Origin of the sequence: Pseudoalteromonas sp. Bsw20308, assembly GCF_000310105.2 — a bacterium.
Taxonomy (GTDB): Bacteria; Pseudomonadota; Gammaproteobacteria; order Enterobacterales; family Alteromonadaceae; genus Pseudoalteromonas; species Pseudoalteromonas fuliginea.
In genome coordinates, this window is sequence record NZ_CP013138.1 from 598,553 (window position 1) to 610,645 (window position 12,093).

11 protein-coding genes are annotated in these 12,093 nt (G+C 38.5%); 4 read left to right on the forward strand and 7 right to left on the reverse strand.

The window, feature by feature from the left end:
* The first annotated feature begins 34 nt into the window (after positions 1-34).
* The gene (locus tag D172_RS02530) at positions 35-550 is read left to right on the forward strand and encodes a hypothetical protein (RefSeq protein WP_007376558.1); all 516 of its coding nucleotides are present in this window, start codon (positions 35-37) and stop codon (positions 548-550) included.
* Positions 550-1,359: a bifunctional DNA-formamidopyrimidine glycosylase/DNA-(apurinic or apyrimidinic site) lyase gene (gene mutM, locus D172_RS02535; protein WP_007376557.1), complete on the forward strand. Its 810-nt coding sequence runs from the start codon at positions 550-552 to the stop codon at positions 1,357-1,359. The genes D172_RS02530 and mutM overlap by 1 nt, the downstream gene beginning before the upstream one ends.
* A gap of 218 nt (positions 1,360-1,577) precedes the next feature.
* Here mutM and D172_RS02540 read toward each other — a convergent pair whose 3' ends face one another.
* The 7 genes from D172_RS02540 to lptD form a co-directional block, all read right to left on the reverse strand.
* Positions 1,578-3,593, reverse strand: coding sequence for a methyl-accepting chemotaxis protein (locus D172_RS02540; RefSeq protein WP_007376556.1), 2,016 nt, complete (start codon positions 3,591-3,593; stop codon positions 1,578-1,580).
* A gap of 137 nt (positions 3,594-3,730) precedes the next feature.
* Positions 3,731-4,549: a symmetrical bis(5'-nucleosyl)-tetraphosphatase gene (locus D172_RS02545; protein ID WP_007376555.1), complete on the reverse strand. Its 819-nt coding sequence runs from the start codon at positions 4,547-4,549 to the stop codon at positions 3,731-3,733.
* Positions 4,550-4,565: 16 nt separating this feature from the next.
* Positions 4,566-4,955, reverse strand: coding sequence for a Co2+/Mg2+ efflux protein ApaG (apaG, locus tag D172_RS02550; protein WP_007376554.1), 390 nt, complete (start codon positions 4,953-4,955; stop codon positions 4,566-4,568).
* Positions 4,939-5,745, reverse strand: coding sequence for a 16S rRNA (adenine(1518)-N(6)/adenine(1519)-N(6))-dimethyltransferase RsmA (rsmA, locus tag D172_RS02555; protein WP_007376553.1), 807 nt, complete (start codon positions 5,743-5,745; stop codon positions 4,939-4,941). The genes apaG and rsmA overlap by 17 nt, the downstream gene beginning before the upstream one ends.
* Positions 5,742-6,734 (reverse strand): 4-hydroxythreonine-4-phosphate dehydrogenase PdxA, encoded by a 993-nt coding sequence (gene pdxA / locus D172_RS02560; protein WP_007376552.1) that lies wholly within the window; start codon positions 6,732-6,734, stop codon positions 5,742-5,744. Before pdxA ends, rsmA begins: the two co-directional genes overlap by 4 nt.
* 2 nt (positions 6,735-6,736) lie before the next feature.
* A complete protein-coding gene (gene surA / locus D172_RS02565; protein ID WP_007376551.1) occupies positions 6,737-8,032 on the reverse strand; it encodes a peptidylprolyl isomerase SurA in 1,296 nt (431 codons plus the stop codon).
* A gap of 39 nt (positions 8,033-8,071) precedes the next feature.
* Positions 8,072-10,318: an LPS assembly protein LptD gene (gene lptD, locus D172_RS02570; protein ID WP_007376550.1), complete on the reverse strand. Its 2,247-nt coding sequence runs from the start codon at positions 10,316-10,318 to the stop codon at positions 8,072-8,074.
* A 112-nt stretch (positions 10,319-10,430) separates the two neighbouring features.
* On the opposite strand from lptD, the gene D172_RS02575 reads away from it, so the two are divergent.
* On the forward strand, positions 10,431-11,432 hold the full coding sequence (locus D172_RS02575) for an aminoglycoside phosphotransferase family protein (protein ID WP_007376549.1): 1,002 nt from the start codon (positions 10,431-10,433) through the stop codon (positions 11,430-11,432).
* The gene (gene murU / locus D172_RS02580; protein ID WP_007376548.1) at positions 11,429-12,088 is read left to right on the forward strand and encodes an N-acetylmuramate alpha-1-phosphate uridylyltransferase MurU; all 660 of its coding nucleotides are present in this window, start codon (positions 11,429-11,431) and stop codon (positions 12,086-12,088) included. Before D172_RS02575 ends, murU begins: the two co-directional genes overlap by 4 nt.
* Positions 12,089-12,093: the final 5 nt, after the last annotated feature.

The window sequence follows — 12,093 nt, forward strand, 5'->3', positions numbered from 1 at the left end:
CTTTAAAATCTTGAATTAAATAGGAAGTGTGCACATGCAACTTGGTCGCAAAGGTTGGAACAACGTTATTATTTTTTCAATGTTGATTATGATCTTCTTTTTAAATGGCTGGCATAAGCAACTTTTTAATTCAGCTGATGAGCCTTCGGTACAGCCTGTATTACCAATTCAAAGCTTTGTATTGACGCTTACATTTGTTGATCAAAAAATTGAGCGTATTGGAACTAGTTGGCGTACAACAATGTTACAAAAAGATGCGCCATTTATCTGGCAAGCTTCTGAGCAACAACTTAGTGATTTAATTAACCAATGGCAAAGCGCGCAGTTAATGGGTGTTAACGAATCTGTTGTTTTTAATCCTAATGCGCCTTTATATGTTGCTACTTTTGAATTAGCTGGTGAGAGTTTACCTTGGATTTATTTGCTTTATAGAGGCGATGGGCAATATTACTTACTCGAAAAGAGTAGCCAACGAATACTCGCACTCGATTTAAAAACTGCACAGCAGTTATTTCCTAGTTTTGATTTTTCACAAAGTGAGTCTAATTAATGCCTGAATTACCAGAGGTAGAAGTGAGCCGAATGGGCATCACTCCCCACGTACAAAACCAAGTTGTCACAAAGGTAAATATTTACAATGCCAGTATGCGCTGGCCAGTGCCAGATGACGTGTATCAACTTGAAGGGCTAATTGTTACAAGTATTGAACGACGAGCTAAATACTTACTTTTACACTGTGAGCTTGGCAGTACTATTTTACATTTGGGTATGTCAGGTAATTTACGTGTTGTAGATAAAAGTGAGCCGCTTAAAAAGCATGACCATGTAGAGTTTATTTTTGGCAACGGTAAAGCACTGCGCTTAAACGATCCTCGTCGTTTTGGTTGTTGCTTATGGCAAGAGCCCGGTGAAGTGCATAAGCTACTCTCTAAGCTTGGTCCTGAGCCGCTTACCGATGATTTTTTTGCTAAACGCGTGTACGAACAATCGCGCAATAAAAAAGTACCCGTAAAGCAGTTTATTATGGATAACGCAGTGGTAGTAGGTGTTGGTAACATCTATGCGAATGAATCGTTATTTAAAGCGGGTATACATCCAAAGCGAGAAGCGGGAAAAGTTTCACAAAAGCGCTATCAAGCACTTATTCCTATTATAAAAGACACGCTTGCTGCGGCTATTATGCAAGGTGGTACTACGCTTAAAGATTTTGCACAAAGCGATGGTAAACCAGGGTATTTTGCACAAGAATTATTAGTATATGGGCGTAAAGGCAAGCCATGTATGACATGTGAAAGCGAACTGCAAGAAATACGGCTAGGGCAGCGCAGCACCGTTTTTTGCAGCCATTGCCAAAAGTAATAACACCAGCCTTCTTAATGAAGCGCATTGGCATAAGTAACCTGAACTCTGGATAATAAATCTATCTGGCTAGAGAAAATAAATTTAAATATCACCATGATTCAATACGTTAGTAAACCTCTTAACCAGAGCTCAGGTTAAGTACTTTATTTAAATAAACAAAAACCCCGTTGATACTTGGTATCAACGGGGTTTTTAGTTTGCGCTAATTGCGTTATTTAAACCTTAAACTCATCGACTGATAAACGAAGTTCTTCAGCAAGTTTTGCTACTTCTGAACTTGAGATGTTTGTTTGGCTTGCGCCTTCAGCGGTTTGTTCTGCAATGGCTACGATTGATTCTAAGCGTTCACTAATCTCTTGTGCTACTTGTTGTTGCTCTAATGCAGCAGTTGATATTTCTTCACTGACATCGTGAGCTTGAGATACCGCAAATGTAATAGAATCAAGCGCGCTACTAGCTAAGTCTGTTTGCTCAACACACGATACAGCACGTTGTTTACCTTTGCTCATTGCTGTTACCGCAGCTTCTGCGCCTGTTTGTAGCGATTCAATCATTGATTGAATTTCTTGAGTCGACTCTTGTGTTTTACTTGCTAAAGAGCGAACTTCATCGGCTACAACCGCAAAGCCTCGGCCATACTCACCAGCACGTGCAGCTTCAATTGCAGCATTAAGTGCTAATAAGTTTGTTTGGTCTGCAATACCGCGTATTACATCTAATATGCTACCAATTGATGCGCTATCTTGATGTAGTTTATTGATAACTTGAGAGGCGTCGTCTACTTCACGAGCAAGCTGCTCAATCGTCGCTTTATTGTTGTTAGAAATACCTTTAACGCGTTCGGCTTCTTTGTCAGCATTTTTAATTTCACTAAGCGCTTGTTGAGCACTGTTGCTAACTGTTTGCGATGTGCTGCTCATTTCAGTGGTTGCAGTTGCTGCTTGTTCAACTTGTGCTTGTTGATTGCGAATTGCTTGACTTGATTCTGCAGTAATTGCAGACGTTTCTTCTGAAGCGGCGGCCAGTTGAGTCGAGCGAGAAATAATGCCTTTAATTAAGCTGCGCAAGCTATCAATTAAAGTATTACAACTTTTAGATAGTTCGCCAAACTCATCTTTAGCAGTGTCATCTAAGCGTTGTGTCATGTCGCCACTGGCAACAATATCTAAAATACGATTAACTTCAGCAAGCGGTTTGGTTATACGACTAACTGTAATAATGGCAATTGCTATCGCTAGAAGTGTTGCGATAACCATCCCTACCCATGTCCATAAATTAGCTGAATCTACATCGCTGCGCACACCTTTTTGTAACTCAAAGGCAACATTGCTTGCTTGTGCAACTAATTCATCAATTTGATTAAGTGCCATTTTCGTTGCTTGCTCTGATTCGGCAAGCTCTCTTTCGGTCAGTGTGATTGAGTCAATTAGGCGTTTTTTATTTGCAGCTAAACCACTATTACCTTTAATATTATTTTCGAGGGTATCTACATACTCTTTTAAGTTATTGAATAAATCACTGTGAGTTTGCTCTATAGCAGGCTTTATTAACGCTAGAGTGCGTGTTACTTCATCAAAATAGTAGCTTTGTTCGTTTTTAACAATATCAAGTGTATTGAGTGTTTTAACTGTCAGCATGTCGGTACTATTACTTACAACCGACATAAAGTTATTCTCTAAATTATTAGCCGCTTGAAATGCGCGTGCATGATTTTGCTCAAAACCGTCTATGTCCAAAATGTCGAGTACGACAGAATTTGCATCTTCAGCGTTAAGTTCGATAATTTCTAATTGAGACTTTAATGTTTTATTAAGTGCTAATTGTTTACTCTTATCTACAAGCAAGCTCTCTACAGTACTTAAAAAACTTAGGTAGGTTTGTTCTACATTTCTACTGCTTTGGTTTAAAGCTGGATCATCTTTTACGACTGCTTGTAGTTCGCTATGAAGGCTATTAAATAGCTGTTTTTGTTCGAGTACTTGTTTTTTTATTGGCGCCAGTTCATTTGCAGATGAAGTGTAAAAACTCGCTTGAGCGGCTTTACTCATTAAAATGAATTCAGCTTGTAACTCAGAGCTTTTATTCAGAGCTGGAAGTGATAGTTGGTTCACTTTTTGAGTTGAGCGGTCAATATTTGCTATTTTTATTAAAGAATTGCCACCAATTATTAAAAGTAATAGCGTGATAAATATAAAACCACCCCAAATACGTTGGCTTACTGTTAGATTCATATAGGTTTCCACTCAAAAGTACTTCAGTTAGAACTTATCGGCGTTTGTACTGATAAGTTAAGTAATTAAAATCAATTACTTTAATTAATTTTAATTATTAGTCTATAAATCTAACAGATGTATTAGATTATTTCAGGTTATTTAGACAAAAGGTGGGATTTTTCTACAATTTTTTGTTTGCTAGGTAGTTTCATTAGCGTCATGCTGTTACCCCACACACACCCTGTATCTAAAGCGTGTACACATTTATGGTTTGTATTACCTTCAAGGGCAGCCCAGTGCCCAAAAATAATATCCTGTTTAATGTTTAATATATTTGGATGCATAAACCAAGGTGTTAACTCATTATTATTGATTGTTGCGCCTTTTGCACTAAGTTCTAGTTGATTATTACTTGTTAAAAAGCGCATTCGAGTAAAATAATTAACTATGTATCTAAATTTTTCAAAGTCGTCTAGATCATTATGCCATTTCACAGGGTGTGGCTTATACATTTGCTCAAAGAAGGTTTTTGCATTATTTGATTGGTAACAGCTTTGCGCAAACTGTGCATATTTTAACGCATTTTCAATTGACCAATCAGGGTTAAGACCAGCATGAGATATAAAGCTATTATATTTTTTTAAGTATAAGGCAAGAGGCTGAGTTTGAAGATATTCAATGTAATAGGTGAGTTTATGGCTATTGAATATTGGGCTAAGTTTGTCTTTTGGGTTAGTTGGTTTATTTAAGTAATAGCAGGCAATCATATGCAAATCATGATTGCCAAGTGTAATCGTTATGCTGTCTTGGTTTTGGTAAATGTAATCTAAGCAGGCTAAAGAGTCTGGTCCGCGAGCGACTATATCTCCTACTAAGTAGAGGTGATCTTTACTTGGGTTAAAATCTACCCGCTGTAGCAAGGTGCTAAATTCGCTAAAGCATCCTTGTAAATCACCTATTACATAATCAGCCATACAATTTAGTTATCATTTAATGCAAAATATTAGGGCAAGCTAAACGAAACACGTTAATAGGTGCCTGAAACTCAGAACCGAATTCATTGCGTAAAGTATAATGCCCTTGCATAGTGCCTACTGGTGTATCAAGTATAGCTCCACTGGTATATTTGTAGCTTTCACCAGGGCCTATGGTTGGCATTTCGCCAACAACACCTTCACCTTCTACTTCAGTTTCTTTGCCATTTGCATCTGTAATCAACCAATAGCGGCTAAGTAACTTAGCGCTACACAGGCTATGATTTCGAATGGTTACCGAATAGGCAAATACGTATTTTTCGATCTCTGGTTGAGACTGACCTTCTACGTAAAATGTTTCTACAGATACCTTAACAGGCGATCCAATATTACTGCTTGTTGTCATAAATCCAATTAGCTATATCAATAAATTGTTGTAAAGATAAGCGCTCAGCGCGCAACGTTATGTCTATCCCAATGCTTGTAAGCTCTTCTGCTGTTAGTAAGTTGCCCAAGCTGTTGCGCAGTGTTTTACGGCGCTGATTGAAGGCTTCCAAGCACACAGTGTTTAGAATTTTAACGCTTTTAGCGGTGCGTTGTTCTGGCTTTTTAGGGATTAAACGAATAACTGCAGAATCAACCTTAGGTGCTGGCTTAAAGCACTCAGGTGGCACTTCTATCACTGGCATTGCATTACAGTAGTATTGAGTCATTACACTTAAACGGCCAAAGGTTTTACTACCAGGGCCTGCAACCATACGCTTTACGACTTCTTTTTGTAGCATAAAATGCATGTGTTCAATATTGTCTGCAAATTCAAAAAGATGAAACAGTAAAGGCGTAGAAATATTATAAGGTAAGTTGCCAAACACTTTTAATTTTTTGTCGTCTCTTACTAGGCTTGCAAAGTCAAACGTCATTGCATCGCCTTGGTTAACGGTTAATTTAGGGCCTAAAAATGGGTGCTCAATTAAACGTTGTGCTAAATCTTTATCTAGTTCAACAACCGTTAGGTGGCCACTAAGATCAGCGACAGGCTCTGTAATAGCGCCAAGTCCAGGGCCAATTTCTACTAAGTTGTCTTCTGGTTTAGGATCGATTGCAGAGACTATTTTATCGATGATCATTTCATCAAATAAAAAGTTTTGCCCAAAACGTTTACGGGCGCGGTGTCCTAAATGTACTTTATCGGTCATTGATTTTGTGCTTTTTCTTGGGCGAGCTTAATTGCTTCGCGGATCGCTAATTCAAAACTGCCAACGTCAGCTGTACCTGTACCGGCTAAATCTAGCGCCGTACCATGATCAACTGAAGTGCGGATAAATGGTAAACCTAATGTAATATTCACAGAATTACCAAATCCCTTGTATTTTAGCACAGGTAATCCCTGATCGTGATACATAGCAAGCACAGCATCAGCTTCAGATAGATATTTATTTTGGAATAACGTGTCCGCAGGTAATGGACCTATTAAATTCATACCTTGGCTTCTAAGTACATCAAGAGTAGGTGTGATTGTTTCAATCTCTTCACGTCCTAAGTGGCCATCTTCTCCTGCATGCGGGTTTAAACCGCATACCAAAATACGTGGCTTTTCGATACCAAATTTAGTTTGTAAGTCGTGATTTAAAATACCCGCTACTTTAGTAAGACGTTCTTCGGTAATAGCACGCGATACATAAGCAAGTGGGATATGGGTTGTCACAAGTGCGACACGTAAGCCCTTAGTTGCCAGCATCATCACAACGTCAGCAGTATCTGATTGCTGTGCAAAGTATTCAGTATGGCCGCTAAAAGAGATACCAGCTTTGTTAATAATACCTTTATGGACAGGACCAGTTACAACAGCATCGAATGTACCATCCATGTTTTTTTCACTTGCGATACGCAAAGTGTCTAAAACGTATTGGCCATTACCGTCGTTTAATACCCCAAGTTCTACATCAACACCTAAATCAACTTGATGTATATAAACACTACCTGCAGGTGCTACTTTTGCGGGGGCATTTTCATCAAACTTAATTAAATTAATGGGCAAACCAAGATGTTTAGCACGTTCTTTAAGCAGTTTACCATCAGCTAGTACGACAAGCTGAGCATCCCACGCTTGCTGAGCAAGCGTAAGAAGTAAATCTGGGCCGATGCCTGCTGGCTCGCCCGGGGTAATCGCAATTCTTAAGGTCATATTTATTGGTCTGTAGGGAAAATTTCAACGTGAGCTTGCTCGCGCATTTCTTGTTGCCAGTTAAAACTTTCTTCTTTAAATTTACGATTGAATAACATGCCATGAGCACGATTGCGTTTAGCAAGCTCTGTTTTATCAGCTACACGTTTACCAAGTAACTGAACAATATGCCAACCAAATCGAGTTCTGAATGGCTCACTAATTTCATCTTGTTTAAGAGAAAGTAAAGTATCTCTAAAAGCTGGAACGTAAGTTGTTGGATCAGTCCAATCGTATTCGCCACCTTTGAGAGCTGAACCTGGATCTTCAGAATATTCTTTAGCTAGTTCACCAAAATCAGCGGTACCAGCACGTAAGTCTTTTGCAAAACCAGCAAGCATATTTCGTGCTTTTTCTTCGCTTAAGATAATAGAGGGTTTGATTAGTATATGACGTGAGCGCACTTCAGTTGTTTCTACAACTTGTAGTCCACGAATTTCTTGTACTTTAATTATATGAAATCCAGCGCCAGAGCGAAGAGGGCCAATAATAGCACCACTTTTTTTGCCTTTAACCGCTTCTGCAAATAATGATGGCATTTCATTAATACCCATCCAGCCTAGTTGTCCGCCTTCAAGTGCTTTTGAACCGCTTGATGACGAAATGGCAATACGTTTAAATTCTTGATCATCATTTAATAGTTCTATTACTTTATCTGCTCGTGTTTTTGCTGCAGATATTTCATCAGCAGTCGCATCATTAGGAATATCGATAAGAATGTGCCCGATATTATACTCTTCAGAGTTTTGTCCCTGACTTTCCATAATTTTTAGCAAATTATCAACTTCTTGATCGCTAATATAAATTCGGCGATCTACATTGGCGCGTGTAACTTGTTGAGTGGTTATTTCTTTACGAATTTCTTCACGGTATGCTTGAAAACTCTCGCCAGAACCTTCAATGGTTTTACGTAGATCAGCAATTGTACCGCCTTGCTCTTTTGCCATATTTGCTAGCGTTTGGTCTAGCTGGCTATCAGATATTTGTAATCCCATACGTTCAGCCATTTGCATCATCAATGTTTGGCTAACTAAGCGTTCTATTGCTTGTACACGTAAGGTTTCATCTTTAGGAAGTTGCTGCCCTTGCTCTTCGGCTTGTTTTTTAACACGATTTACAATGGTGTCTACTTCACTATTTAAAATAACGCCTTGGTTTACAACGCCAATCACCTTGTCGATTTCTACAGGGGCTGCTAATGCACTTTGGCAAAGGCTGATACTTAAAACTGTTGATACTAATAATTTTTTTAAAGTCATGTTCTCTTTACTACTCTTGCTAATAGTACTGTTGTGATACTAGTTACTAAGAAAATACGGTCTACGATAGCCAAAAATACCTTGTTGTAATAGTTTTTGTGCATCATAGCGGCTTTTACTACCCAGTCCTTTTAATACAAAATTAAAACCAATACTTGAGTCAAAAGTTGCTTGTTCTTGTCCTATTGACTGATTTAAGTCAGTTTCGATTTGGCGATGACCAGTAATTTGGAATGCCCAACAGCATGATTCATACTGTAATCCGCTCAATATTTCGATACTTCTGTTATTTTCAAGATCTCGATGATAGCTTGCAATAAATTGCCATTCGTCACTAATGGGAATACTTGTAAATACACCCGCTTGCTCGATTGTATTTCCTGAGACATCATTTGCATAGCGATGGTTCAATTGTACTAGCTGATTATTATCACCTTTGTAATCAAGTGTTACATTTGACTGAACCATTTGTTTACCATCTGTATCGTATTGAATACCTCCAGCAAGATACCAACGTCGATGCCAATGTAACATGGTTTGGGCTGCAAATAGTGCATTATAATTAGTGTCTGAGTTTAAACCTTGCTCTGTTGGTTTAGCTGAGTCACTTAAATAAAATATTTGTCCAGCGCTAAAGTTAAACACTTCTTCTTGTTTTTTATCAAACAAACGCGTTGTTGCACCCAATGTAAATTGGTTTGCAGCGGCAATACGGTCAACACCCGAAAATCGAGTGTCTCTAAATAAGCCATAGTAATCGTCTTGTAGCTTAGTTGTATCGAATAACCCAATATCAGATTGGTCTTTATTGGGGGTATATAAATACTGAACTTGAGGCTCCAAAGTTTGAATACCATCTTCAATAAAAGATGATGTATTACGTTCAAAATTTAGTTGAGAATATAAACGAACTTTAGGGATTGTACGTGATACGCTTTCGCTGTATTGCGTGCCATCTAAATCACCATGTTGTTTATAATTTGTTTGCAATAAACTTACTTCAGATAAAAACGACCATGCATGTTGTTTGTAATCAAAGCTAGCTTTAGGCTCTAAATGCACTCGCGTTGCTTGATCTATAATGGCTGAGTCGTTAGTAAAATGACTGATTTCGCCAGAAACTGTAAAATCAAAATTATCAATACGCCATGGGGCTGTTTGAGTAAAGTTGATTTGAGGTATAGCGGTATATGATTCTAAGTGATCACCGAGTACTTCAAAGTTTTGCACTTTAATATCTGTACGCCATGTCTCACCTAAGTGTGTTAGTGCGCCAGTTCGGTAAAGTTGGGTATCGGTTTTATTTGCATAGTTAGAATCAAGATCAGTAATGTAATTGTCATCACTTACGTTGGTAATATCTACATTAGCTCGCCAGCTCTCACCTAAATAACTTCTTTGTTGCCAATGAAACATATAACGTGAATCAAGAGTTGGCTCTGAATCGTCTTTATTTAAGTACTCTACACCGACCAAACCTTCATGTTGCTCAGTTAAGTACCGAAACTCTGTTTGCAGTTGCAAGCCTTTACGAGACATATAGCGCGGGGTAATAGTGGCATCAAAATTTGGCGCTATGTTCCAGTAATAAGGTGTAATTGTTTCAATACCATAGCGATCTGAGCTGGAAATATTAGGCTTTAGTAATCCTGATTTACGACGTTCATCGAGTGCAAATGTAAAATAAGGCAAATATAAAACAGGTGTATCAAGAATTCTTAGTATCGCATTGTGAGTTTCACCCCAGCCTTCCTCGCGGGATAAATTAATTTCGTCTGCTTCTATTTCCCATACAGGGCTTTGACCAGGACAAGCAGTAAAGCTTGCATTCATGAGCACTAAGCCAGAATCATTCACGGTCAGCTTTTCTGCACCACCTTTACCTTGTTGATCGGTTAAACTGTAATCTGCACCAAGTAGGCTAATTTCTGAGTTGCTTAAATCGGCGTTTAGCCCTTTGCTGCTTATTTGGCTAATTGTGTCACGGTAAGTAATTGGTCCGGTTGCATTTAATAAACCACGCTGTTTATCTATCAACGCAGTTTGTGCGGACAAACTCATATTAACGGTGTTAATATCAACATTACCGGTAAATTCAGCACTTTGAGTGCCGAGGAGCTCTACATCATCAGCTTTAATATCAACAGTACCAAGCTCAAGGCCCGGAAGTGGTTGCCAAGCTCTGGTTTGCATTGAAATGCCACAAAGGTTGTGCGTCAGTTCAGTTTCGGCAAGCGATGGTGCGCTAACTACGCTTAGCATCAATATGCCCCAGGTTTTGCTCATTTATTGACCTTAATGCTTTGTGATTAAATATAATTTACACATAATAAAGGAAAATAATGGCAAATACAGTAATTGACCTAATTAACTTAGTTAAAAATAGATATCTTATAAAATGACACGCTTTGATAATTTACAACAATTTATAAACACACACTTTAATACGCAGCCTACTTTGTTAAGTGCGATAACAGGAGATGCTAGTTTCCGTCGCTATTACCGTTTAACGTGCAGTAATGAGCATTTTATTGTGATGGATTCAGAACCCCAAAAAGTAAATAACGCGCCTTATATATCACTTAATAAGGTATTTACCGAGCAAGGCTTTTTACTTCCAAAAATAATTGCTAGCGACGAGCAGCAAGGCTTTTTTATACTAAGTGATTTAGGCAGTAAGCATTTGGCTGATATGCTAGATGATGAAAATCGTATTGAGTATTACAAAGCTTTAATAAGTTTAAGTGCTCAATGGGCAAAAACACCACCCTCAGCTGTTATGCAAGCTTACAATAAAGACTTTATAAAACTTGAGCTCGATATATTTAGTCAGTGGTTAGTAAACGACTTTATAGATGAATCCCCAACTGCAGCGTATCAAGCTATGTGGCAAACAAGCTGTGAGTTACTCACTCAGGCTATGCTTGTGCAGCCTACAGTAACCGTGCACCGTGATTATCACAGTCGAAATATTATGAATAGTAATGGCCTGTGGGCGATTATAGATTATCAAGATGCGGTACGTGGTCCGCTTTGTTACGATTTAGTATCGCTGCTTCGAGATTGCTATTTTAAACTTCCGGCAAAAGAGCTAACAAGCTTGCTTAATTTTGCTTATAGCGAGTTCACTGCTCAAAATTTAATGGTTAATACCTCATTTGATGAGTTTAAATATTGGTTTGATTTAACCGGTATTCAGCGCCACTTAAAAGCAGCTGGTATATTTTGTCGATTATATTTACGCGACGGGAAAACAGGTTATTTAGATAATATTTTACCCACACTTGATTATATTATTGAAGTGGCTGCTAATTATCCCGAGCTTAAAGCATTGAGTGATTGGACTAAACATACCATAGTGCCAAAAGTGACTGAAAAGTTAGCAAAGGAGCGCACATGAAAGCGTTGATTTTAGCCGCAGGACGCGGACAGAGGATGATGCCGCTAACACAGCATATGCCAAAGCCAATGTTAAAAGTAGCAGAAAAACCACTTATTGAGCATCATATAAATAACCTCAAAGCTGCCGGAATTACCGATATTGTAATAAACCTCGCTTGGCAAGGTGATAAAATAAAAGATTACTTTAACGATGGCAGTCAATTTGGGGTAAACATACTTTACAGTCAAGAAGTTGAAGGTGGTCTTGAAACTGCTGGCGGTATTATTCAGGCGCTACCTCTGCTTGGAGAGTCTTTCATTGTAGTTAATGGCGATGTATATACCGATTATGATGTAAGTGCGCTAATGCAGCTGCATTTGCAAGCGGGTGAGGCGCATATTGTGCTAATACAAAACCCACCACATAATCCAGATGGTGATTTTGCATTAAGTCATTTATCGCCAGAGAGTCAAAAGTATACATTCTCAGGGATCAGTCGGTATCAGGCTGATTTTTTCAAAGGGTTAACGCAAGGGAGGCGTCCTTTAGGGCCTATTTTACGTGAAAAGCTAAGTAAGCATTTAATCTCTACTGAGCTTTATATTGGTCAGTGGGATGATATAGGTACACCCGAACGTTTAAATGACTTAAACAAACGCCTTGCGGCGCATTAACTAAA

Excerpts from the sequence above, each read along its gene's own strand:
- D172_RS02545 (WP_007376555.1), bottom strand. The coding sequence starts at position 4,549 with ATGGCTGATTATGTAATAGGTGATTTACAAGGATGCTTTAGCGAATTT.
- pdxA (WP_007376552.1), bottom strand. The coding sequence starts at position 6,734 with ATGACCTTAAGAATTGCGATTACCCCGGGCGAGCCAGCAGGCATCGGC.
- rsmA (WP_007376553.1), bottom strand. The coding sequence starts at position 5,745 with ATGACCGATAAAGTACATTTAGGACACCGCGCCCGTAAACGTTTTGGG.
- D172_RS02540 (WP_007376556.1), bottom strand. The coding sequence starts at position 3,593 with ATGAATCTAACAGTAAGCCAACGTATTTGGGGTGGTTTTATATTTATC.
- murU (WP_007376548.1), top strand. The coding sequence starts at position 11,429 with ATGAAAGCGTTGATTTTAGCCGCAGGACGCGGACAGAGGATGATGCCG.
- lptD (WP_007376550.1), bottom strand. The coding sequence starts at position 10,318 with ATGAGCAAAACCTGGGGCATATTGATGCTAAGCGTAGTTAGCGCACCA.
- apaG (WP_007376554.1), bottom strand. The coding sequence starts at position 4,955 with ATGACAACAAGCAGTAATATTGGATCGCCTGTTAAGGTATCTGTAGAA.
- D172_RS02530 (WP_007376558.1), top strand. The coding sequence starts at position 35 with ATGCAACTTGGTCGCAAAGGTTGGAACAACGTTATTATTTTTTCAATG.
- D172_RS02575 (WP_007376549.1), top strand. The coding sequence starts at position 10,431 with ATGACACGCTTTGATAATTTACAACAATTTATAAACACACACTTTAAT.
- mutM (WP_007376557.1), top strand. The coding sequence starts at position 550 with ATGCCTGAATTACCAGAGGTAGAAGTGAGCCGAATGGGCATCACTCCC.
- surA (WP_007376551.1), bottom strand. The coding sequence starts at position 8,032 with ATGACTTTAAAAAAATTATTAGTATCAACAGTTTTAAGTATCAGCCTT.